Source organism: Salinivibrio sp. PR919 (genome assembly GCF_001995355.1).
Classification (GTDB): Bacteria; Pseudomonadota; Gammaproteobacteria; order Enterobacterales; family Vibrionaceae; genus Salinivibrio; species Salinivibrio proteolyticus.
On record NZ_MUFL01000021.1, the window covers coordinates 17482 to 39602 of the forward strand.

Consider the following 22121-nt stretch of genomic DNA (forward strand, 5'->3'; position numbering starts at 1 on the left):
TTTTCTTCTCTCGCCACTATTGATGCGTACTTTCAAAGATTTTATCAGCCGAGGCGGCGACAAAACCTTGATAAAGTTCACCGTCCGGAAGCGGATACCGTTTCGCAAACTCGTAGAACCCCCCCGGAATATCATGGCGTGCATCGCTAAATTGCACCGGCACGCGATCAGCCATCGTCGAGGATTGCTCCAAAAAGACTGATGCATCCCCTTTGACCTCCCCGCCAGATTCGTTAATGGTAAAACCATTTTGGCGCAAGGTATCGTTAACCGCTTGACAGCTATCATGGTTGTTCAGCTGATTCACGCTGACGGTAAAGTGGTTCGCCCCATAGCCATGCGCTGCCACCCAAGCTGCATATTCACTTTCATCCGCTAACGTCTTGTAGGTTTGCCAATCCAACTCCCACAAACGTCCTTGATGAAGAAAATCGCTCCCTTTCAGCGCATCATCGTCTACATTCGCCACTAAGTCGCGCACGATGGATTGCAATGTTGTCGAGCATTGGCCCACCATCAATTCACTAATAAACACTTTCGGCATCAAAGGGTCGGGATGCTCGTAGTGACGTGCGTTGAGCTTCTTCGCTTCAAAGGTGTACTCACCTTTCGGTTCATAGCCCAACGCAATAAAAGGACGGGCAAGCTTGTCCAGCCCTACATTAGGCAGTGCAAAGGTGCGCAGTGCAATGTGATCATTGATCAGGGGTTGGCCTTCTTCGAGCAACCCATGCACTTTCTGCGCAGAAGGGCAAAGACGCTGGGTGTAGTCTTGCCACAGTCTGTCAAATAACGCTTGGCAACTATCCATGTTGTTCTCCTTAATCAAGAGGCGTGATCCCCGGCGCAAAGCTCTCGGGCAAGGTGACCTGCTCGCCTTCCATCGATGCCATAGGGTAGGCACAATAATCGGCGGCATAATAAGCACTTGGACGCAGGTTACCCGACGCGCCCGGACCACCAAATGGTGCATCCCCACTGGCACCGGTCAATTGACGGTTACGGTTTACAATACCGGCGCGAATATGGTCAAGGAAGTATTGCCATTCACCATCGTCGTCACTGATAAGGCCTGCCGATAAGCCGTAGCGGGTATCATTCGCTTTCGTCAATGCATCGGCCATATCGGTGTAACGCTGCACCTGCAATAAAGGACCGAAGTATTCTTCATCGGGTAACTCGGCGATCCCGCTAACATCAATGATCCCCGGCGAGATCACGGCATCATGGCGATGTTCACAAGCGACGACTGGCTTGCCACCGAGATCGATCAGTTTTTGCTGAGTGGCTAAGATCCCTTCGGCTGCCGCCACAGAGATCTGTGCGCCCATAAAGGGCGCCGGATCATCGAATTGGCCGCCCACACGGATCGTTTTAGTCCACGCTGCCAAGCGCGCCAAGATCTTGTCACCCACCTCCCCTTTAGGAAGAAGCAAACGACGTGCACACGTACAACGCTGACCGGCACTGAGGTAAGCCGATTGAATAATGGTATAAACCGTGGCATCCACACCACTATGTTTATCACTGATAACCAGTGGGTTATTGCCCCCCATTTCCAATGCCAGCATTTTGTCCGGTTGGCCGGCAAACTGGCGATGGAGGATGTGTCCGGTGTTGGCACTCCCGGTAAATAGAAGGCCATCAATACCTCGCGCTTGTGCTAGCGCTTCGCCGGTATCACGACCCCCTTGCACCAAGTTAATCAGCCCAGCAGGTAGACCGGCTTCTAACCAGTAGCCAAGGGTTTGTTCAGCCACTTTAGGCGTCAGTTCGGATGGCTTGAAAACCACACTGTTTCCGGCCAATAGTGCCGGGACAATATGGCCATTAGGCAAGTGACCGGGGAAATTATACGGCCCAAACACTGCCATCACACCAAGGGGACGATGCCGCAGTACAGCTTGCGTACCATTGACGTCTTTTTCCCGCGATCCTGTACGTTCATGGTAAGCGCGCAGCGAAATGGCAATTTTACCCACCATGGCGCCCACTTCGGTTTTGGTTTCCCAAAATGGCTTACCGGTTTCTTCAGCGATGGTACGCGCCAGATCGTCGGTATTGGCTTTCACAATTTCAGCGAAGCGTTCTACCAAGGCTTGGCGCTCGGCAAAATCGGTATTCCGCCAAGTAAGAAAGGCTTGTCGTGCCGCGCTTACCGCTTGTTCAACCTGCGGTTTCGTGGCTTCATTGCCTTGCCAAATACAACGGCTATCAAAAGGGTTTAGCGAAGTCATGACGTCGCCTTCACCCGGCGTCCATTCACCATTGATCAAATGGCCTGCGGTTTGATGTGTCATCCTTACTCCTCCATCGCGATCAAACGGAGTCGATCGCCGTCTTTAACTTGCAGCGCTTCGGCAACCTCTGGCGCAATCACAACGTGATTGGTTTCCGGATCAAGTGCCGCTTTCGCCGCAGTCGCGCGGAAGCCCGCAAAATCGGTATTCGAAATTAAGTAGTGCTGAGCACTGCTATGCTCACGCACGCTAGCCGTCGCATTAAATGAATGGCGGACCGATTCGATATTGTGGCGCAAACACTCGACCGTTGGACCGGCATCAAAGATGTCCACATATCCTCGGCATGAAAAGCCTTCTTTCTCCAACAGACGCAGTGCTGGCCGTGTTTTCGGGTGCACTTGTCCAATCACAGCACGCGCTTCTTCACTCAACAGACTGACGTAAATCGGCAACTTAGGCATTAAGTCGGCAATAAACCCTTTCGCACCGATACCGGTTAGGTAATCGGCCAAAGTAAAGTCAATCGAAAAGAAGTTGTCCTTAAGCCACTGCCAGAACGGCGAATTGCCATCATCATCAGACACGCCACGCATTTCGGCAAAAATCACATCCGCAAAGCGCTCAGGAAACTCAGCGAGCATCAAGAAGCGACACTTGGAAAGCAGTTTACCGTTGAGGCCACCTCGAAACTCAGGACGCAAAAACAGGGTGCAAATTTCCGTCGCTCCGGTGTAGTTGTTACCAAACGTCAGCACTTCAACAATGTTATGGACATTGAGCTTGCGCGATGAGTGCACCACTTTAGTTAAGTGATAACTATAAAAGGGGCTATCGAGGCCGATTGCCGCCTCGATCCCCGTGGTGCCCGCAACCTCACCTGTTTCGGTATCTTCGGCCACCATCAGGTAGCCTTCCATGCCAGGGCTAGTGACGTGCTTGGCAAAGCTTTCTAGCGAATTGTTGATACGTCCTTGTAGCAAATCGGCATCAACCGGCAATGAGGTAAATCCATGACCGGACTCTTCCGCACACAACATCAGTGCATCAAAATCTGACGCACGGATAGGCCGAATAACTAACATCTCAAATCCCTCCGAGTGTAAAGGCCGCCTTATGCAGCAACGACCTTCGCAATAGCACGATCAAGGCGCGCCATACCTTCTTCAATATCCGCTTTGGTAATCACCAATGATGGGGTGAAACGCACCACATTCGGGCCCGCGACCAGCACCAGCAAGCCTTCCTCACCGGCCGCCACTAAGATGTCTCGCGCACGCCCTTCCCACTCCTTGTTGAGTGCCGCGCCAAGCAACAAACCTTTACCGCGCACTTCACTGAAGATGCCGTATTTATCGTTGATCGCTTCTAGACCATCGCGGAACCACTGTTCGCGCTCAATAACACCGTCAAGAACCTCGGGTTTGGTCACTTCGTCCACCACCGCTTCTGCGACCGCACATGCCAAGGGGTTACCGCCATAGGTTGAGCCATGCGTCCCCGGTTTCATGTGTGCCGCTAGGGCTTCGGTGGTCAACATGGCACCAATCGGGATCCCCCCACCCAGTGACTTAGCGGTGGCTAAGATATCGGGAGCGACGCCCGATTGTTGATACGCATAGAAGGTGCCCGTACGGCCATTACCGGTTTGCACTTCATCGAAGATCAGCAAGGCATTGTGTTTGTCACACAGCTCACGTACACCTTCCAAGAAACCCGGCTCTGGAGGAATAATGCCGCCTTCACCTTGCAGTGGCTCCATCATCACCGCACAAGTGCGATCGGAGATATGATCAGCCAGCGCTGCTAAGTCATTGTATGGCAGGTGGGTAATATCACCCGGCTTAGGACCAAAACCGTCAGAATAAGCAGGTTGACCGCCCACGGTGACCGTGAAGAAGGTGCGACCATGGAAACCTTTGCTAAACGCAATGATTTCGCTTTTGTGCTCGCCGTGTTCTTCTTTTGCCCAGCGGCGCGCCAACTTTAGCGCTGCTTCGTTCGCTTCGGCGCCAGAGTTTGCGTAGAAAACACGATCCGCAAATGACAACTCAGTGAGGCGCTTTGCAAGACGCAATGCAGGTGCATTCGTCATGACGTTGCTTAAGTGCCAAAGCTTTTGAGCTTGCTCAGTCAACGCATCCACCATGACGGGATGACAATGGCCCAAACAGCTCACCGCAATCCCACCCGCAAAGTCGACGTACTCTTGCCCTTCTTGGTCCCAAATGCGGGAGCCTTTGCCGTGATCTGGGATCATGGGCATCGGGTTGTAGCAAGGTACCATCACTTCATCAAAGAGTTTACGTTCTACTTTTTTGTCCATCGTCATCACTCAATCCTTCTGTGTTTTTTCCATGACGCATAGTATTTACATTCTTTTAACCGCGGCAATAGCAGATTATTTTTTCTTTTCAGCAGAATAACAAATACCATGCAAATTAGAGATATAGTTATGCACAAAGTGTGAGGCGAAAGAAGCGCCTAATCAGCAAGGCTGAGATGCCTGTAAGGCATGAGTGGTGCGGGATGACGGTGATGGCTGCATAAGGTTGCAGCCACTGATAATCACGTCAGAAAAAACGAAATGTGAAAATAGTGATAAAGATCGCTATTTTTTGTAACTATTGCTGTAAGAAATTCGCCAGTAAGTCATGGCCGTGTTCAGTCAAAATGCTCTCCGGATGGAATTGTACCCCCTCAATTGGCAGGGTTCGGTGCTTCAATCCCATAATGATTTGGCGACCATCGGGCTCAGTGGTGGTCGCTGTCACGGTCAAACAATCAGGCAGGGTTTGCGGGTCAACCACCAACGAGTGATACCGTGTGACGATAAACGGACTGGGTAAGCGGTTAAATACCCCTTGATGATCATGTTCGACCAACGACGTCTTACCGTGCATCACCGCATTGGCGCGGATCACCGACGCACCAAAGACCTGTGCAATGGACTGATGGCCAAGACACACGCCTAAAATCGGTATCTGTCCGGCAAAATGGCGAATGACCTCGAGAGAAATCCCCGCCTCATTCGGCGTACAAGGACCAGGAGAGATCACTAAATGGGAGGGCTCCATCGCCTCAATGTCTGCGATAGCCAACTCGTCATTGCGTTTAACACACACGTCCACGCCCAATTGGCAAAAGTACTGATAGAGGTTGTAGGTAAAGGAGTCGTAATTATCGATGATAAGAAGCACTGTGCTGCGCCATCCGATTGAAAACCGGAATGATGCTAACACAGTGCCTGACAAGCGTCATCCGCGGGCGGTGTTGCCACTGCCCGCAGTGATTAAATTAACGTAGTTGGCAACGGAAGCCGGTGTAACGGACCGACATGGGCTGACTCGCCGGCGCACTGCCACAATAGACGGGGATCAAACCCAGCGCTTTCACAGTGACCTCGATACGATCATCTTTATCAAGTTTCAGCCCTTTTACCAATGGGCTTTGCGTATCAAAGGTGCGTTGTGAGCGCCATTTCATCCAAGCGTGATCAGGACTTTTTTGTCCATTCAGCATCGGAATAATCGGCAAAATACTGCGGTTATTAATGGTAACCGATACAGGCACAACCGGATCCGGATACGCCAAAGACACAATCACAGGGTCATGATCTGACGAAGAGAACGGATTGGTCGATTTCACCAAATCCCCAGTGTAACGACGACCGTATTCAAACAAGGTGCTTTCGACCGAGTTGATGTGCCAGTCTTCCACACCGACGACTTTTTCCGCCAAGCTAGCGCTGGCGATGGCGTGGTCGAGACTCCCCAATTCACCCGAGTACGAGTAGGAATAGGCTTTATCACCCAATCGCGCCGTGGCGAGATTGATATAGCCCAGGCCTTTCTCTACCGCTTGTGCGGTCGGATGCATAGGTACACCGCGAATTTCCGTGCCTGCGGCTGTCATGATATCGCGCTGATTCGGCTGACGTTGGTAGTCGGTTAATACACGGACCGGATCTTCTTTCGCGTACGCATTGAGATCGCCAAGGATCAATACGTCTCCATCCAGCTGCTGCAGACGATCGCGTAATGTCACTGCCGCGGAGACACGGAAAGCATTACAATGTCCTTGTAAATCTGCGGTATCCGTCTCGAATTCACCCGCGATCCAATCTTCATAACAGCCTGATCCTTTCGACTTAAAGTGGTTAACCACAATATGTAACGGCTCGCCATTAATGCTAAACGCTTGCAGCAGGCTGTCGCGTTGATACTTATTAAGCTCGCGCGTTTCGCCCTCAGGGTTTTCACCACTTATATGCTGCTCGGGCATAGCAACCGCTTGTGCGTCACCGGCTAACGAGACTTTTGCAGGGCGGTAAATCATGCCGACCATGATCGCATCAGAGCCAAAAAACGCGCCCTGATTTTTCACCGCATCGCTAGGTTCAACAAACTGATAATGGTCTGCAGGATCCGCAAACTCTGCGTTGAGGTGGGTCACCAAATCGGCAATGGCGCTTCCAGCTTCAAACCCATTATTTTCAAGTTCCATCAAGCCAACGATATCAGCATCCATCGCGCGGAGGGCATTGACAATCTTGGTACGTTGGAGCTCAAACTCAGCGGCGGTTTTAGCGCCTCGGTTGCAACCACGCTTGGCGTCCGCATGGTCGCGATCTTTACAGGTGACATTTAAAGGGCCACCAATGGCGCTGGCACTGGTGAAATAGTTGAGTACGTTAAAGCTGGCGACTTTAATGTCGGTATTCGGTACCGTCGCGGGTGCATCTTGACGATCGTGAAGGTGTACAATGTCACCGGCGGTAATGGTGTTGGTCGCCACTAAACGGTACTGATCGTAGCTAAAGCCCATCACGCCAGACAAATGCTCAATACGATCGCCAATACGTAGATAGCCTTGCTCAGCGTCGAGTCCAGGGAAATAGGGAATTTGTCCATCTTTGGCTTTTTGATCACTTTCGATATAAAGCTGATTCGCCGCATTGTTCGCCGCAAGCGCTTTCGCTTCGTCGGTTAACGCTGGATAAAGTTGCGTGGGTTTAAATAAAGGAGTGCGGTGCGTTAACACCATATTGTTGCGAAACGCGTCGTAGTCAAAGCCAAAATTACGGGTGATCACCAGCTCACTGTCCGCGTCCATGGTCACATACATGCCTTCGTAACGCTCAAGTGCATCCTTTAACGACTCACCGTGATCCACACGAATGGCAGTCGGGGCCAACGGGCCATAATACGGGCCCTTAGCCACTTGATTATCGGTCACACCCAATTGCGTATGACCATAATACTCTTTGACCTTACCACTGGCACATAAGGTGTCACCGGGCTGCAAATTGAGAGCATCAGCGTCCCGCAAGTACACAAACAAGCCATCGGACGTGGCGCGATTGCCATCCCCTTGAGGATCTTGAATCCAAACCCCTTTATAAAGGCCTTGGGTCACCGCAGTGACCACACCTTGTACCGCATAGGTTTTATCGGAGCTGTATTTGCCCGCCGGGACCAATGGGCTGCGCTCACCGTCACCTTGGATCGCATAAATGGGCGTGGTGGGCGTCATACCGCACTGGTAGGTTTGCTCGAGGGGGGCTTTGGCGGCCGCGGGCATGGCGAGTCCCGCCATCATCAATGCTAGCGGCGACCACATCAGTGGCTTTTTCATACCTGTTCCTTCACGTAGTTTGAGTGATTACTCGAATTTCGCGCGCATTATTAACGATGGATACACAGAATGGCGTGATTTGGCTCGCATCAGAAACAGTTACTATTGATGGACTTATAAGAAGTGAGAGTTGGGTTCCGGTCTGATCAAAAAAGCAGCGGAATCGGCCGCTGCTTTTTTATACCGTCATATTCGTGTGCTACACGCGTGGAACAAAACCCACGGCGTCATACACTTTACGCAAGGTTTGCTGTGCGCGTGCCGATGCATGCTCAGCACCTTTTTGCATCACACTGTCGAGCAGTGCACGGTCAGCGCGGTACTCATGATAACGCGCTTGGAGAGGCTCGAGCATCGCCACCACCGCTTCAGCCGTATCTTTTTTCAGATGGCCATACATTTTGCCTTCGTAGGCTTTTTCTAGTGCGGCAATTGACTCACCGGTCGCCCCGGACAGCAAACCAAGCAAGTTAGAGACACCCGGCTTTTGCTCGATATCAAAATGGACACGCGGAGGTTCTTCCGAGTCGGTAACCGCACGTTTGATTTTCTTGGCAATGGCTTTGGGATCTTCGAGCAAACCAATCACGTTATTACGGTTATCATCCGACTTCGACATTTTCTTGGTCGGATCTTGCAAGCTCATCACCCGAGCATTCACATCAGGAATGTAAGGCTCAGGCATGGTAAAGACATCGCCGTAACGGTTGTTAAAGCGCGTGGCAATGTCACGGGCAAGTTCTAGGTGCTGCTTCTGATCATTACCTACAGGCACTTGATTGGTTTGATACAGCAAAATATCTGCCGCCATCAGCACTGGATATCCAAATAGACCGGCGTTGATATTCTCAGCATGACGCTGCGATTTATCTTTAAACTGAGTCATGCGGTTCAGCTCACCCATTTGGGTGTAACAGTTCAATACCCAGCCCAATTGCGCATGCTCTGGCACGTGCGATTGTACAAACAAGTTACTTTTCTCGGGGCTCACGCCCACCGCCAAGCACAACGCCAGCGCATCCAAGGTTGCTTCGCGTAACGCATCCGCATCTTGATGAACGGTAATCGCATGCAAATCCACCACACAGTATTGGCAGTCATAATCATCTTGCATCTGTTCCCACTGACGCAGCGCGCCTAGATAGTTACCGATACTTAGTTCACCCGAGGGCTGCACACCACTCAGTACAATGGGTTTTGAAGATTGACTCATGATGATTAGGTTCCTTTACGCGTTGCCCAACCGGGCGGTAGTTATGTTGCTATATAATCGTTATGCTTGGTGGCTGGCGACCACGGCTTGTAGCTCACTGAATGAATCCAGCACATAGTCAGGACGGCTATCGCTAATCGGTTCACCGTAGTTGTAGCCATAGGTTAACCCGACAGAAGCGATGCCTGCATTCTGGGCTGCCAAAATGTCATTTTTTGAATCACCGACCATCAACATTTGTGCATTGGTTAAGCCATGCTTGTCTCGCAAATGGTGCAACCCTTCTGGGTTTGGCTTGTTGGTCGGTAAGCTATCGCCTCCCAACACATCGGTAAACAAGGCTGCTAATCCTAAGTCTTCTAGGATGGCGGGCACAAATGCCACGGGTTTGTTTGTCACCACACCCAGTTGATAACCTTGCTGATGCAGCGCGACCAAGGTGTCTTTCACGCCCGGATACAGCACGGTTTTTTCATGGCCGTTATTGTCGTAGTGGAAGTTAAAACGCTCACGGGCACGAGCGACCAAATCGGCATCCAAGTCAGTGGCAAAATCATGACGACGCGACAGCGCACGACGGATCATAATATCGGCACCGTTACCAATCCAACCTGTAACTTGTTCCACCGTCACGGTGGGCATGTCCAAGTCGGCCAGCATCATCTGTAACGCTTGAGTTAAGTCCGGTACGCTGTCGACCAAGGTACCATCGAGGTCGAAGGCAATATAACGAAGGCTCATACTACTTACCTATTTACAGTTGCAAGCGCGGTGCGCATCTCATCAATGGCCGCTTTATAGTCGGGTTGCCCAAAAATCGCAGAACCGGCAACAAACATATCTGCCCCTGCTTGGGCAATCTCGGCGATATTGTCAGCTTTCACACCGCCATCAATTTCCAGTCGGATGTCTCGACCGCTGGCATCAATACGTGCGCGCACGTCACGCAGTTTATCCAAGGTGCTTGGAATAAACGATTGGCCACCRAAACCGGGATTCACGGACATCAACAAAATCATGTCGAGTTTGTCCATCACGTAATCAAGATAATGCAGTGGTGTGGCGGGATTAAATACCAGCCCGGCTTTCATGCCGTGATCTTTAATCAATTGTAAGGTGCGATCGATATGGTCACTGGCTTCAGCGTGGAAGGTTATCATATCGGCGCCAGCTTTGGCGAAGTCGGGAATAATGCGGTCCACCGGCTTAACCATGAGGTGCACGTCAATCGGGGCGGTAATGCCGTAATCGCGCAGCGCCTGACAAATCGGCGCGCCAAAGGTGAGATTAGGCACGTAATGGTTATCCATTACATCAAAGTGGATCACATCTGCACCCGCGGCGAGTACCTTTTCTACATCCTCGCCCAAGCGCGCAAAATCTGCTGATAAAATCGATGGCGCGATCAAAAAATCCGTCATAGTTGTCGCCTCACTTGCCAAAAAGTCGCCGCAATTCTACCCGATCTCGCTCGCGCTGTCTTATTCGATCCCGCTTTTCTACCTGAACAGCTGACAAAATACATACCCCCAACTAGGGTTGGATAAGAGCGACAAAAAAGGAGGCATCATGACAACAAAATTAGGCGTTTGGGACGTCATCAAAAGTGTGATTGCCGCGCTTTTTGGTGTGCAGTCGGAGCAAAACCGCCAACGCGATTTTGCTCAAGACTCACCCGCTGCATACATCGTGATAGGCGTGGTGATGATTGGTGTATTTGTCGCAACTTTGCTTGCCATTGTCGGCATGATTACCTAATGCCGCTTTTCAGTTAGGGTTGGGGTGCAAACAGTGCCAACAGCTCATCCACTTTATTACGCCCATTCCCATTGCGGCTAATGGTGCGTTTGACTCGTACCACGTTGAAGGTCGCACCACGATATAAACGGCGGGTATAAGGGGTGTCGTGGTTTGAAATAAGAACCGGGATCCCACCCGCCATCGCTGCCTGCTCTGCATGCTCGGCCAATAACGCTTGATCATCCAGCGTAAAGCCGTTGGTGGCATAGGTGGTAAAATTCGCCGTTGCGGTTAAAGGCGCATAAGGAGGATCGCAATACACCACGTCGCCCAGCTTAGCGCGAGCAAAACTTTCCGCATACCCTTCACACACAAACTCTGCCCGTTGTGCTTTTTCGGCAAAAAAGAACAGCTCTTTTTCAGGAAAGTACGGTTTCTTGTAAGACCCAAAGGGAACATTAAATCCGCCTTTTTTGTTGTAACGGCACAGGCCATTGAAGCCGTGACGATTCATGTACAAGAAATAGAGCGAGCGAAGATACGGATCTTGCGTGGCATTAAAGTCTTCCCGCACTTGCAAATATTGCGCTTTTTGATTGTAGTCTTGACAGAAAAAGGCGCGTGCATCATCGACAAACCGTGCTGGGGTTTGTTTGATAATGTTATAGAGATTAATCAAGTCGGGATTAATATCAGCCAAGATATAGCGGTCATAGTCGGTGTTTAAAAACACCGACCCTGCGCCGACAAAAGGCTCGATCAGCGTGTCCCCTTCGGGAAGATGACGGCGAATGTCATCGACCAGCGAATACTTACCGCCAGCCCACTTTAGAAACGCGCGATGCTTTTTCATTGCCCCTTGTCATTCTCCGCGATATGAAAGGGGGCGGATTGTACCTTATTTTGTTTCATCAATCAGCGGATTTTACTGCCCATTTGCACGATTGATTTCACGGTGAATTTGGCTAAATGATTTCACGAATGGCTGCAGCGCACGGACATTATCGGCCAGCGTGAGTTCTGCGCGACGCGCCGCGGTGACACTCTCATAATCGCCCAGTAATACCATGTACCAAGTGCCGCCATTTCGGCGAGTTTGATAAACCTGAGCACGCCCCTCCAGTTGATAGTTCGCAATCAAATCAACTGCATCTTGGCGCGATTGTAAGGCGGCCAGCTGTAACGCATAGCGCTGCGCAGGCACCGCCAGCAGAGCTTGGGCATCTAATGGCAAGGTCTGGTTCGCGGACGCTGGCTGAGATGCAGCTTCCGGTTGCGCTGTTTGGCTTGGAGCGGCAGGCTCTGGGCGGCTGTCTGGTGCCGCCGGAGTAGGCGGTGTTTGTGCCAGCTCAGGGATCAAGGGTTCGTCAACGGCCTCAGTACCATCACCACCTGCATCCTGCTCTTCAATCATGGCATCGACCACGTCATCAGGCACGACAACGCGTTTGCCTTCATCTCCGCGGCCAACCGTCAAGCCTTCGCCATTAACCTCTTCTGGCAATGAGACTGTGTCCTCAGTCACCGAGCCTGACTGGCTAGTGCGGTTTGAAGTACTGGCTGGGTTTTGGTCCATGCCTTTCTCGGTGCCTTGGCCAGCAGTCACGGCGCTCTCTGGCTCGCCCTGCTGTTCGCGGAGTAAGTCATCAAGATTCTTTAACCCTTCTGGCAATACCATGCCCGAGGACTGATCATCACTTGGGCTCGGGAAGTACCACCAAATCACACCAGCACCCACGACCATGAGCACCACGGCCAATACCAGCATGGTAAAGGGTTTATTACGCGAGGGCTTTTTCTTCTCGTCACTCACTGTGCCTGTCTCCTGATTGTCCTTGCCCATGATCATGCCCGGATAGAGGGTTTGATTGGCCAGCTTGGCCAGCCATTGTTTTTTCTTGGTCGCATCAATGCGTCGGGTCACCGCCAACACATCGATAAACATTTCTTCCTCTCCCTCATTTAAGGGCGAGACTTCTAACTCTAACGGCTTTTGGCCTTGGCCATATGACACCTGACGAAGCCACTTGTTCAACTTTCCGGGCAACGCAAAAAGCACCACATTGATGCGCCAATGATCTTGGTTTTGTGCCTGTAAAACCAGTGCCCAAAGTTCAGACAATAAATTCGGGCTAAGACGGTGGGCATCATCAATGACAATTAACGCATCACATCCACTGTCGCCTAGCATCATCGTCAGACTGTCGACTAGCGGATCGGCCTCATTAAAGACGCCATCTTTGACAATTTGACGAAGCAAAATAGCACGGCGTTGTGCATCATTTTGTGCCGTGTGACACACCAGTAAGGAGTGGACCGACGCGTCGGCCCATTGCTCCATATAGCGCTCACTGAGCCAGGTTTTACCCGCGCCAGTCGGACCGGTGACCTGGATAAGGTTAGAGCTAAAGCGGGTAAGAAACTGCAGGCGTGATAAGAGCTGGGTTTGGCTTTCCAGCTCCAAGGCCAAAGTATCAAAGGTGTTTGTCATGCATTCAATGGTTAACCGGCATCAATCACATCCGCTAACAGCTGATGTGGAACATCTGCAACCACTTGCGCTTGGCCGATCGCTGTTGGCAGTACCAAACGCAACTGTCCTGAAAGCACTTTTTTATCACGCATCATGTGCTTAATAAAAGCATCGTAGTTCATCTGGACAGGGACGTGCACGGGAAGCTGCGCTTTTTCGAGCAAGGCAGTGATGCGGGACACACTTTGTTCGTCCAGCAAACCATGACGTTGTGCCGTGTGAGCAGCAAGCACGGTGCCCGTTGCAACCGCTTCACCATGTAACCAGTTGCCGTAGCCCATCTCCGCTTCAATCGCATGACCAAAGGTGTGGCCCAGATTAAGCAGAGCACGTACACCGGCTTCGGTTTCATCTTGCGCAACCACATCAGCTTTGATTTGACAGCAGCGACGAATCGCATAACTTAACGCGTCGGGTGACAAGGCGGTCAACGCCGCCATTTCGCTATCGAGCCAGTCAAAAAAAGGCGCGTCGGCGATAATGCCGTATTTGATTACCTCAGCCATTCCCGCCGCAAACTCTCGATCTGGGAGAGTGCAGAGTACCTGAGTGTCAATCACCACCGCTTTGGGTTGGTAAAACGCACCAATCATATTTTTACCCAAAGGATGATTGATGGCCGTTTTCCCGCCAACTGACGAGTCAACCTGCGCCAATAAGGTGGTGGGAACTTGAATAAAATCTACCCCGCGTTGATAACAAGCGCTGGCAAAGCCAACGATATCACCAATCACACCGCCACCCAGTGCCACCAGCACCACATCGCGATTGTAGTTATTTTCAAGTAGGAAGGTATYGATAGTATTGAAGGTTTCTAGCGATTTGTACGCTTCACCATCGGGTAAGCTAAGGCAGGCGACATCTTGTGCCCCTGCCTGCTTAAGCGTCGAGACCAGTTTCTCGCCATATAATGGCATCACTGTCTCGTTGCTTATCACAGCAACCCGACGCGAACGTACGTTTTCAAACAAGCTGGCATCTGCCAGCAGCCCTTCGCCGATAGAGATAGGGTAGCTACGCGCCCCTAACTGAACATCTATCCGTTCCATGGTCGGGTCCTGTGTCTGGGATTAGTGCTGCTCTAACAACTCGATGATTTGATTCGCGACCACTTTGGCGCTTTGATCATCAGTACGCACCACATAATCAGCAATTTCTTCATAAAGTGGGTTGCGCTCTTGCGCGAGTGATTCCAACACTTCACGGGGTTGATCGGTTTGAAGCAAAGGACGTTTTTTATCGCGTTGTGTACGCGCCAGCTGCTTCTCGATAGTGGTTTCTAAGTACACCACTACACCACGAGCAGAGAGACGGTTACGGCTTTCTTTACTCATGATAGAGCCGCCGCCGGTCGCTAGCACGATACCTTGCTTCTCAGTCAGGTCGTTAATCACGTTCTCTTCACGTTGACGAAAACCTTCTTCTCCCTCAACGTCGAACACCCATGCAATGTCTGCCCCAGTTCGATCTTCAATCACTGAGTCAGAATCATAAAATTCCATGTGAAGTTGTTGAGCGAGATGACGACCAATTGTGCTTTTACCAGCCCCCATAGGGCCTACCAAAAAGATATTTCGTTTTTCAGCCATTTTAAGCAATTTTACGCGCGGTTAAATAAAACAACACCGCCCGCAGGCTTGATGTAGAAAAGCCCGAGGCGCCAATTCCTCACAGATAATTCGTGATCAGACTAAAAATTATCTCAGGACAGTGGCCCCTTTGGCAACACCTAACCTACCCTGTGACGATTTTAGGGGTCACAAAGATCAGAAGCTCGCGTTTTGCATGATCTTTCAGACGGTGTTTGAACAGATTTCCAAACAGCGGAATATCCCCGAGTAATGGCACCTTGGTTTCTTTGTTAATCATGGTGTGTTGGAAGATCCCTCCCAGCACCACCGTTTCACCATTCCGCGCCAATACCTGCGTATTAATGCGCTTGGTACTGATCGACATGGCCTCCCCTTTACCTGCCACCACCGACTTCTCCGGCATATCTTGGGTGACTTTCAAATCCAGCACTAACTCATTCTCTGGGGTAATTTGGGGCGTCACGGTAAGGCTAAGTACTGCTTTTTTAAACGACACCGCCACAGCACCGCTGGAAGAGGCTTCAAGATAAGGTAACTCGGTCCCCTGCTCGATATATGCCGCTTTTTTATTGGTGGTGATTAAGCGTGGGCTCGATACAATTTCTGCTTTGTTTTCGCTTTCCAGCGCCGATAACTCGAGATCGAGCAATAAATCACTGCCCAATTTAGCCACTTGCAGGGCCAGACTTGACGCAGCAGGGTTGGAGGCGGCCAAGTTCACATTCAAAAAATTGTCCACCGGCAGAGAATCATTGCCCGATCCGGTTAATGCCTCATCATCGGAATTGTACATATTCCGGTCCCACATCAGGTTACTTTCTATCGAAGAGCCGATACTGGTTGAGCCGTTGCGATTTAAAATCCCCCAGCGCACCCCCAGCTCATCGACAGACCCCTCTTCAACCGTGACAATCCGCGCCTCAATTTCAACTTGCTTCACCGGCACATCCAAGTGGCGGACTAAGGTGCGAATGCGGGCTAGATTCTTTTGATTATCCTTAATGATCAATGCATTGGTTCGCTCATCCAAGGAAACCGCCCCGCGAGGAGACAGTAAGCTGACCCCTTCGCCTTGGCCTTTAATCAGTGCGGCGATATCACTGGCTTTGGCATAGTTCACCGTGAGGACTTCTGAGGTCAGAGGCAGTAAGGCATCGGCCTGCTGACGCATTTCGAGTGCTTGCTTTTCTTGTGCCATCAGCTCAGCGCTCGGAGCAACGAGCATCACTTGTCCCCGTTGGCGCTTATCCAGTCCCTTCACACGCAAAATCACATCCAATACATCTTGCCAAGGCACACCATCAATGCGCATGGTGATGTTGCCTTGTACCGARTCCGAGGTCACCAGGTTAAAATCATTCTGTTCAGCAATCAGCTGCAACACGGTACGAACCGGAATGTCTTGGAAGTTAATCGAGATCGCCGCCCCTTTTGGCGCTAAGGCCTTCGCAGAAGGCGCTTTTTTTGCCGCAGAGACGCGAATGGTCAACACCTTTCCTTGCTGCTGATAATCAAAATCCACCGCCTGCTCAGCACGCAGTACGATGCGAGCACTCTCAGGGGCCTGAAAGGTTTCAATCTCAGTCACGGGTGTCTGACGACTGCGAGTATCGAGAACCGCAAGTAATGCCTGTTTAACCTGCACGTTCGGTAGGCGTAACGTGACTTGCTGAGGGATGGGTTGACGAAAGTCAGCCGTTACCGCGGCATCGGAAAACGTCAGCGAGACCTGGGCATCACCATTATCTAAACGCTTCACCGCAATATCGGTCAGCATACTTTTTGCGGCAACCTGCACTGAACCTAGGCTGAACATCAGTACCAGCAGTGTGAGCCAGACTGGGCGAACGCTTTGCGCCAACGTGCGGGAAAGGTAAGGGTGTATCATCATATTGGTATCCTAACTACGGCAAAGTTGATTCCATCGACAAGGTGACGGTGCGAAGCTGCCAACACCCCAAGCCATCCGGCAGGGCTTCTTCAATCGCGATCTGGTGTGCATTCACGGCCACCACACGACCACGATTCTCGCCTAAATGCACACCTTCACTGACTTGAGTGATGGTGCCATCAGGGCGTGCAATTAAGGCTTGTTGCTTTGCGCCTTTGGTTAAGCTGCCTTTCATGGCAAGGCTTGCCAGTGGAAATTGTTCGAGCGGCTCTAACGGCCGTTGTAAATTGGGTTGCCAACAGTCACCCGTTGAAGCCTGTCTACCGACATTGATAGCTGGCAGTACAAAGGGATCTCGCTGATCGGCGACAAAAGCTATCGCTTGATAACTCGGCGGTGGGGGAATGCGGGTCGCCGTGACTTGCGCACTGGCTTGGGTTTGTTGCATAAACCGCTCGATATCACTGTGGTATCTATCACAGCCCACCAAGCACAAACCAAATAACAATACCAAAAGACGCTTCACTGTAAGGCCTCCTTCTCGGTGGCAATACGTTCACCGGTATAGCGATACGTGGTTGCGGACACAGACAGCAGCAAGGGCGCATGAATGTCATCGGTTTCAGTACGGGTTAGGACAAAATCTTGCAGCGATACCAAGCGAGTCATGGCGGCAATATCTGCGCTAAATGCACCGATAGAGGCATAGTCACCGCTCAGCACAACCGTCATCGGGATAGCATCGAGCCAACTGCCATGCTTTCTTGACTGCCACTTCAGTGTGTTGAAACGCAACTGATGACGGATCCCAACTTCATTGACCCCGGCAAGTAATCCCGAAAGTTCCTCTTCTTCCGGCAATTGGGCAATCAAGGTGGCATATTGCTGATTTAACGCGCGCATTTGTGCCTCAACATCGGGCAGAGCGGCGACACGATTGGCCAACAACCGATACTCGGCTTTGAGTTGTGTTTCGCGCTGGGTCGCTGCCTCCAGCGCCTCTTGGTTGGGCAACAAAATCATCAAGGCTGCGAGAATCAATAGTGCGATCGCGCCCACCGCCCAAACGATAGCGCGGGTGGCGAGTGGTGCACTGGGGAGTTTTTGCCAATCCCATTCAGAAGGTGCGATCATAACTGCACTCCTTTGGGCTTAGGGAGTTGCGGTGTGACGTAGTCGGTTAAACGAAAGCTTAACGTGAAGCGTTTGTTGGCGCGTTGCGAACCGGATTCGGTGATCACAGTGTCAATATCAACGTCGGTGGCTAACGCACTTTGCTCTAACGCTGCCAATAGACTTGCCATCTCCGCATTGGATGTGACCCAGCCTTCGACCGTGACACGCCCCTTTTGCTGCGCCAAACGACTTAAATAGGCCCCTTCAGGCATCACGGTTGGAATGAAATTCAGCAACGCAGTGACATTGTTGCGCTGTTGCTGTAAGGCGTTGACCAGTTGTAAGCGCGATTGCAGCGCGGCACGCTTTTTATCTTCGCGCTTAAAAGCTTGTAAGGTGGCACGAAAATCGTTCACCCCTGCGGTTAAGCGTTGATTGCGAGCCTGTTGCTCAGTCAGCCAGTGCTGCTGGACCGCATTTACAGCGCTGACCATCAGCACTACACCCAGCACCACCAAACCACTGTGAACCATAAAGGTGTGACGCTGAGCGCGACGCGCTTTTTCTCGCCAAGGGAGTAGATTTATACGCATGAATACCCTCCCCGTAGCGCTAATCCCAACGCAATACTGGCCTCGTCACTGATGGTGGGGGCGGTTTGATCCAACATCGCCACTGGGTTTAAGAGTGTGATGGCAAGATGCTCAGATGTCAGTGTGGTAGGCCAGACGCCGCTGATCCAAACCGTGCTCAGTGGTAAGAGTCGATTATGCTCACGCGCACGATGACAAGCCTGATCAAAGTGCTGCTGCACCAAGGTGTTGGCAGCTAACTCACGGTTTTCGTAGCGCTCTCCCTCCCCCAAACGGCTGCGATGCTGGTAAACCTGACCATCCGGATAAAGACGAATCGCGGTGATCAAGCCACCGTGATAATGCAGCCACAGCGGCCAGTGATTAGCCTGCGCAATAGGTCGAATCGCTTGATAGACCCCGACTAACGCTTGGCTGTTTATGTCTGCCACCGAGGGCGATAAACCGACATGCTTGAGCGCATCTAGGGCTGGAGTGAGCGCATGACGCCGACACGCCACTACTTGATAACAGGCTTGTCCTGGCTGAACGGAAATACCGCTCATGACCTCAAAATCGTAATACAAGGTAGCGATATCCATATTGAGGGCAGCACTCAGCTTTTGACCAATCAAGGCTTCTTGCTCAATCTCATCGTCAATAAGCGGTGCCGTTATTTGCTTGGTGATCACAGCATCTTCATCCACACCCACCACCACAGGAACGCGCAAGCGCTGATACCAAGGTAAACATGCGAGTAATCGTTTTTTTATCTCGGTCATCGGGGTGAAAAGATCGTCAGTCGCGCGATAGTGCACCTCATGATGCCCTGCGACCTGAATGCCTTGTCGATGTGCACGAACCGCAATGGCGTGAATGGTATCTCGGCCAATATCGATACCTAAAACTGCCGAATTTCGAACCATTTCGTGTTAGGCTCCCAACGTCAGCGTGAGGTCAGCATTTAGAAAACTGCCCTTCACGGCGGGTTATTTTTCTTGCTGGTGCCTTTATACTACTGACGTATGGTTATTGAACGGCTCAATTGCAACAGAACGGGAAATCTCAGGTGAAGTTCATAAAGCGTCTGCTTATCTTTGCACTGGTTTGCACAGTGCTGGGAGTCACTACAATTTTCGGGTTTTACCTGTACGTAAAACCAGACCTCCCCGATGTGGCGACACTGAAAGATGTCGAGCTACAAACCCCAATGCAGGTATACAGTGCTGACGGCAAGCTGATCTCCCAATTTGGTGAGAAGCGACGTATTCCCGTTAAGCTGGAAGACATCCCACCGCAAATGATTGATGCGCTAATCGCCACTGAAGACAGTCGCTTCTATCAACACCCGGGGATCGACCCAATTGGTATCGTTCGGGCCGCGGTGGTGGTAGCCATGTCAGGCAGTGCGAAGCAAGGGGCCAGTACCATTACCCAACAGTTGGCGCGAAATTTCTTCCTTTCTAACGAAAAACGCATTATGCGCAAGATAAAAGAGATTTTTATCGCGGTGCATATCGAGCAATTACTGAATAAGGACGAAATCCTTGAGCTGTACTTTAACAAGGTTTTTCTCGGCTACCGCGCCTATGGCGTCGGTGCCGCCGCCCAAGTGTACTTTGGTAAGACATTAGACGAGCTGACCTTAAGTGAAATGGCGGTGATTGTCGGCCTCCCTAAAGCGCCATCCACCATGAACCCGTTGTACTCCTTGTCTCGTGCTACTGAGCGCCGTAACGTGGTGCTAGCTCGCATGCTTAAAGAAGGCTACATTTCGCAAGCCGAGTATAGCCAAGCAAAGAATGAGCCGATTGTCGCGCGTTATCACGGCGCTGAAATTGAGCTCGATGCGCCTTATGTCGCAGAAATGGCGCGTGCATGGGCGGTAGAACACTTTGGCGACGATGCTTACACATCGGGCATTCGCATATACACCAGTGTCGACTCCGATATGCAACGCGCGGCCAATGATGCGGCGATGGATAACATCCTGGCTTACGATCGTCGCCACGGCTTCCGCGGTCCAGTCGCGACCTTATGGCAAGCCGCAAGCGACCGCTGGCAACACCAGCGTATTGTCGATTATCTTGCCAAGCAGCCTAGCTATGGTCCACTAGAGCCTGCCATCGTGACCGAAGTGAGTGACCAATCCGCCTTAGTGGTTGGTCCTAATGGCCAAGAAATTACACTCGATTGGGCGGGGATGGACTGGGCGCGCCCTTACATTACCGATAATCGACAAGGCCCCGCGCCCAAACACGCCAGTGATATTTTACAAAGCGGTGAGCAGGTGTGGATTCGTCGCGTTGACGATCAATGGCACTTGGCACAAGTGCCCAACGCCAATACCGCCTTAGTATCCATGTCGCCTACCACGGGGGCTATCAAAGCCTTAGTGGGTGGATTTAACTTTGTGCATAGCAAATTTAATCGTGCCACCCAATCGGTGCGCCAAGTGGGTTCGAGCATCAAACCCTTTATCTATTCGGCGGCCATCCATGAAGGCATGACCCTTGCCACCTTGATCAATGACGCGCCCATCAACCGCTGGGATCGCAGTCAAGGCGTGGCATGGCGTCCGAAAAACTCGCCGCCACGTTATGAAGGGCCACTGCGTGCTCGTATTGGCTTGGCACAATCGAAGAACGTGATGGCCGTGCGTGTCCTGCGTCGTGTTGGGTTGGACGATACCCTAGATTATCTGACTCGCTTTGGCTTTAAACGTAGTGATCTCCCTCGCGCCGAAGCCATTGCACTCGGCGCAGGCAGCTTAACGCCGGTTGAAATGGCACAAGGGTTTAGCGTATTTGCCAATGGTGGCTACTTTATGGAGCCCTTTATCATCGATCGGGTAGAAACGCCCTTCGGTGAAGAAATTTATCGTGCTAACCCATCGGTGATTTGCGATGACTGCGAAAAACCGATGGAGAAGGCTGACCCCTTCAACGAGCAGAATTTGCTGACCGATAACGGCGAAGAATCGCCACAGCCCGCAAAACAAGTTATTGACGAGCAAAATGCGTTCTTGGTGCGCGAAATGATGCAGAGCAATATTTGGGGCGGCGGCGACTGGCGCTATGGCACCGGTTGGAATGGCACCGGCTGGCGCGCACAAGCGCTCAAACGACGGGATATCGGCGGTAAAACAGGGACCACCAACGACTCTAAAGACACTTGGTACACAGGTTATGGCCCGGGTATCGTCACCACGGTATGGGTCGGCTTTGATGACCACTCACGTGAATTAGGGCGCACAACCCGCAACAGCAACCTGAATGACGAACAGCAACCGATTCGTGGGGCCGAGTCTGGCGCCAAAACCGCTGGGCCCGCATGGATAGACTTTATGCAAAAAGCGCTCGCGGATGTGCCAGAACAAAGCAAGGTGGTGCCACCGGGTATCGTCAAGGTACGCATTGACCGTGAAACCGGTTTGCTCACCCGCAAAACCGACCACACCTCGATGTTCGAGTACTTTATTAAAGGGACAGAGCCAACCGAATACGTCTCGTCTCAGCCGAGCGGCACCATCTATGAAACAGAGACCGAATCTTTGTTTTAATCGACAGTGTTCGTGACAATTGAAG

20 protein-coding genes are annotated in these 22121 nt (G+C 51.5%); 2 read left to right on the top strand and 18 right to left on the bottom strand.

Annotated features, from left to right (window positions below; translation table 11 throughout):
• Nucleotides 1-16 precede the first annotated feature (16 nt).
• The 9 genes from BZG83_RS05975 to rpe form a co-directional block, all read right to left on the bottom strand.
• Entirely contained in the window at nt 17-811 is a 795-nt protein-coding gene (locus BZG83_RS05975) for a DUF1338 domain-containing protein (RefSeq protein ID WP_069590940.1), read from the bottom strand.
• A gap of 10 nt (nt 812-821) precedes the next feature.
• The gene (gene astD, locus BZG83_RS05980; protein WP_077479753.1) at nt 822-2300 is read right to left on the bottom strand and encodes a succinylglutamate-semialdehyde dehydrogenase; all 1479 of its coding nucleotides are present in this window, start codon (nt 2298-2300) and stop codon (nt 822-824) included.
• Between the two features lie 2 nt (nt 2301-2302).
• The gene (gene astA, locus BZG83_RS05985; RefSeq protein ID WP_077479754.1) at nt 2303-3325 is read right to left on the bottom strand and encodes an arginine N-succinyltransferase; all 1023 of its coding nucleotides are present in this window, start codon (nt 3323-3325) and stop codon (nt 2303-2305) included.
• 29 nt (nt 3326-3354) lie between these two features.
• The gene (locus tag BZG83_RS05990; RefSeq protein WP_077479755.1) at nt 3355-4572 is read right to left on the bottom strand and encodes an aspartate aminotransferase family protein; all 1218 of its coding nucleotides are present in this window, start codon (nt 4570-4572) and stop codon (nt 3355-3357) included.
• A gap of 292 nt (nt 4573-4864) precedes the next feature.
• A complete protein-coding gene (locus BZG83_RS05995; RefSeq protein WP_077479756.1) occupies nt 4865-5440 on the bottom strand; it encodes an anthranilate synthase component II in 576 nt (191 codons plus the stop codon).
• 97 nt (nt 5441-5537) lie between these two features.
• Nucleotides 5538-7877 carry an ExeM/NucH family extracellular endonuclease gene (locus BZG83_RS06000; RefSeq protein ID WP_077479757.1) on the bottom strand — a complete coding sequence of 780 codons (2340 nt, stop codon included), beginning with the start codon at nt 7875-7877 and terminating at the stop codon, nt 5538-5540.
• Between the two features lie 199 nt (nt 7878-8076).
• A complete protein-coding gene (trpS, locus tag BZG83_RS06005; RefSeq protein WP_101494755.1) occupies nt 8077-9090 on the bottom strand; it encodes a tryptophan--tRNA ligase in 1014 nt (337 codons plus the stop codon).
• Between the two features lie 60 nt (nt 9091-9150).
• A complete protein-coding gene (locus BZG83_RS06010) occupies nt 9151-9831 on the bottom strand; it encodes a phosphoglycolate phosphatase (protein WP_077455120.1) in 681 nt (226 codons plus the stop codon).
• A 5-nt stretch (nt 9832-9836) separates the two neighbouring features.
• Nucleotides 9837-10511: a ribulose-phosphate 3-epimerase gene (gene rpe, locus BZG83_RS06015; protein ID WP_069589885.1), complete on the bottom strand. Its 675-nt coding sequence runs from the start codon at nt 10509-10511 to the stop codon at nt 9837-9839.
• Nucleotides 10512-10659: 148 nt separating this feature from the next.
• Here rpe and BZG83_RS06020 point away from each other — a divergent pair, with 148 nt between their 5' ends.
• Nucleotides 10660-10848: a DUF2970 domain-containing protein gene (locus BZG83_RS06020; RefSeq protein WP_069589884.1), complete on the top strand. Its 189-nt coding sequence runs from the start codon at nt 10660-10662 to the stop codon at nt 10846-10848.
• Nucleotides 10849-10861: 13 nt separating this feature from the next.
• Here BZG83_RS06020 and dam read toward each other — a convergent pair whose 3' ends face one another.
• The 9 genes from dam to pilM form a co-directional block, all read right to left on the bottom strand.
• Complete coding sequence (dam, locus tag BZG83_RS06025) at nt 10862-11683, bottom strand: adenine-specific DNA-methyltransferase (RefSeq protein ID WP_069589882.1); 822 nt, start codon at nt 11681-11683, stop codon at nt 10862-10864.
• A gap of 72 nt (nt 11684-11755) precedes the next feature.
• Complete coding sequence (locus BZG83_RS06030; RefSeq protein WP_077479758.1) at nt 11756-13321, bottom strand: AAA family ATPase; 1566 nt, start codon at nt 13319-13321, stop codon at nt 11756-11758.
• Nucleotides 13322-13332: 11 nt separating this feature from the next.
• Complete coding sequence (aroB, locus tag BZG83_RS06035; protein ID WP_077479759.1) at nt 13333-14412, bottom strand: 3-dehydroquinate synthase; 1080 nt, start codon at nt 14410-14412, stop codon at nt 13333-13335.
• A gap of 21 nt (nt 14413-14433) precedes the next feature.
• Nucleotides 14434-14952 carry a shikimate kinase AroK gene (aroK, locus tag BZG83_RS06040; RefSeq protein ID WP_069589875.1) on the bottom strand — a complete coding sequence of 173 codons (519 nt, stop codon included), beginning with the start codon at nt 14950-14952 and terminating at the stop codon, nt 14434-14436.
• Between the two features lie 145 nt (nt 14953-15097).
• The gene (locus BZG83_RS06045; protein ID WP_241825768.1) at nt 15098-16846 is read right to left on the bottom strand and encodes a type IV pilus secretin PilQ; all 1749 of its coding nucleotides are present in this window, start codon (nt 16844-16846) and stop codon (nt 15098-15100) included.
• Nucleotides 16847-16859: 13 nt separating this feature from the next.
• Nucleotides 16860-17372: a pilus assembly protein PilP gene (locus BZG83_RS06050; protein ID WP_077479760.1), complete on the bottom strand. Its 513-nt coding sequence runs from the start codon at nt 17370-17372 to the stop codon at nt 16860-16862.
• Nucleotides 17369-17980 carry a type 4a pilus biogenesis protein PilO gene (locus BZG83_RS06055; protein WP_077479761.1) on the bottom strand — a complete coding sequence of 204 codons (612 nt, stop codon included), beginning with the start codon at nt 17978-17980 and terminating at the stop codon, nt 17369-17371. The genes BZG83_RS06050 and BZG83_RS06055 overlap by 4 nt, the downstream gene beginning before the upstream one ends.
• Nucleotides 17977-18555, bottom strand: a complete 579-nt coding sequence (locus BZG83_RS06060; protein WP_077479762.1) for a PilN domain-containing protein — start codon at nt 18553-18555, stop codon at nt 17977-17979. Before BZG83_RS06060 ends, BZG83_RS06055 begins: the two co-directional genes overlap by 4 nt.
• Nucleotides 18546-19460, bottom strand: a complete 915-nt coding sequence (gene pilM / locus BZG83_RS06065) for a pilus assembly protein PilM (protein WP_077479763.1) — start codon at nt 19458-19460, stop codon at nt 18546-18548. Before pilM ends, BZG83_RS06060 begins: the two co-directional genes overlap by 10 nt.
• Before the next feature lie 143 nt (nt 19461-19603).
• On the opposite strand from pilM, the gene BZG83_RS06070 reads away from it, so the two are divergent.
• Nucleotides 19604-22096: a penicillin-binding protein 1A gene (locus BZG83_RS06070; protein ID WP_077479764.1), complete on the top strand. Its 2493-nt coding sequence runs from the start codon at nt 19604-19606 to the stop codon at nt 22094-22096.
• Nucleotides 22097-22121 lie beyond the last annotated feature (25 nt).

Excerpts from the sequence above, each read along its gene's own strand:
- BZG83_RS05975 (WP_069590940.1), bottom strand. The coding sequence starts at position 811 with ATGGATAGTTGCCAAGCGTTATTTGACAGACTGTGGCAAGACTACACC.
- astD (WP_077479753.1), bottom strand. The coding sequence starts at position 2,300 with ATGACACATCAAACCGCAGGCCATTTGATCAATGGTGAATGGACGCCG.
- astA (WP_077479754.1), bottom strand. The coding sequence starts at position 3,325 with ATGTTAGTTATTCGGCCTATCCGTGCGTCAGATTTTGATGCACTGATG.
- BZG83_RS05990 (WP_077479755.1), bottom strand. The coding sequence starts at position 4,572 with ATGACGATGGACAAAAAAGTAGAACGTAAACTCTTTGATGAAGTGATG.
- BZG83_RS06000 (WP_077479757.1), bottom strand. The coding sequence starts at position 7,877 with ATGAAAAAGCCACTGATGTGGTCGCCGCTAGCATTGATGATGGCGGGA.
- trpS (WP_101494755.1), bottom strand. The coding sequence starts at position 9,090 with ATGAGTCAATCTTCAAAACCCATTGTACTGAGTGGTGTGCAGCCCTCG.
- BZG83_RS06010 (WP_077455120.1), bottom strand. The coding sequence starts at position 9,831 with ATGAGCCTTCGTTATATTGCCTTCGACCTCGATGGTACCTTGGTCGAC.
- BZG83_RS06020 (WP_069589884.1), top strand. The coding sequence starts at position 10,660 with ATGACAACAAAATTAGGCGTTTGGGACGTCATCAAAAGTGTGATTGCC.
- dam (WP_069589882.1), bottom strand. The coding sequence starts at position 11,683 with ATGAAAAAGCATCGCGCGTTTCTAAAGTGGGCTGGCGGTAAGTATTCG.
- BZG83_RS06030 (WP_077479758.1), bottom strand. The coding sequence starts at position 13,321 with ATGACAAACACCTTTGATACTTTGGCCTTGGAGCTGGAAAGCCAAACC.
- aroK (WP_069589875.1), bottom strand. The coding sequence starts at position 14,952 with ATGGCTGAAAAACGAAATATCTTTTTGGTAGGCCCTATGGGGGCTGGT.
- BZG83_RS06055 (WP_077479761.1), bottom strand. The coding sequence starts at position 17,980 with ATGATCGCACCTTCTGAATGGGATTGGCAAAAACTCCCCAGTGCACCA.
- BZG83_RS06060 (WP_077479762.1), bottom strand. The coding sequence starts at position 18,555 with ATGCGTATAAATCTACTCCCTTGGCGAGAAAAAGCGCGTCGCGCTCAG.
- pilM (WP_077479763.1), bottom strand. The coding sequence starts at position 19,460 with ATGGTTCGAAATTCGGCAGTTTTAGGTATCGATATTGGCCGAGATACC.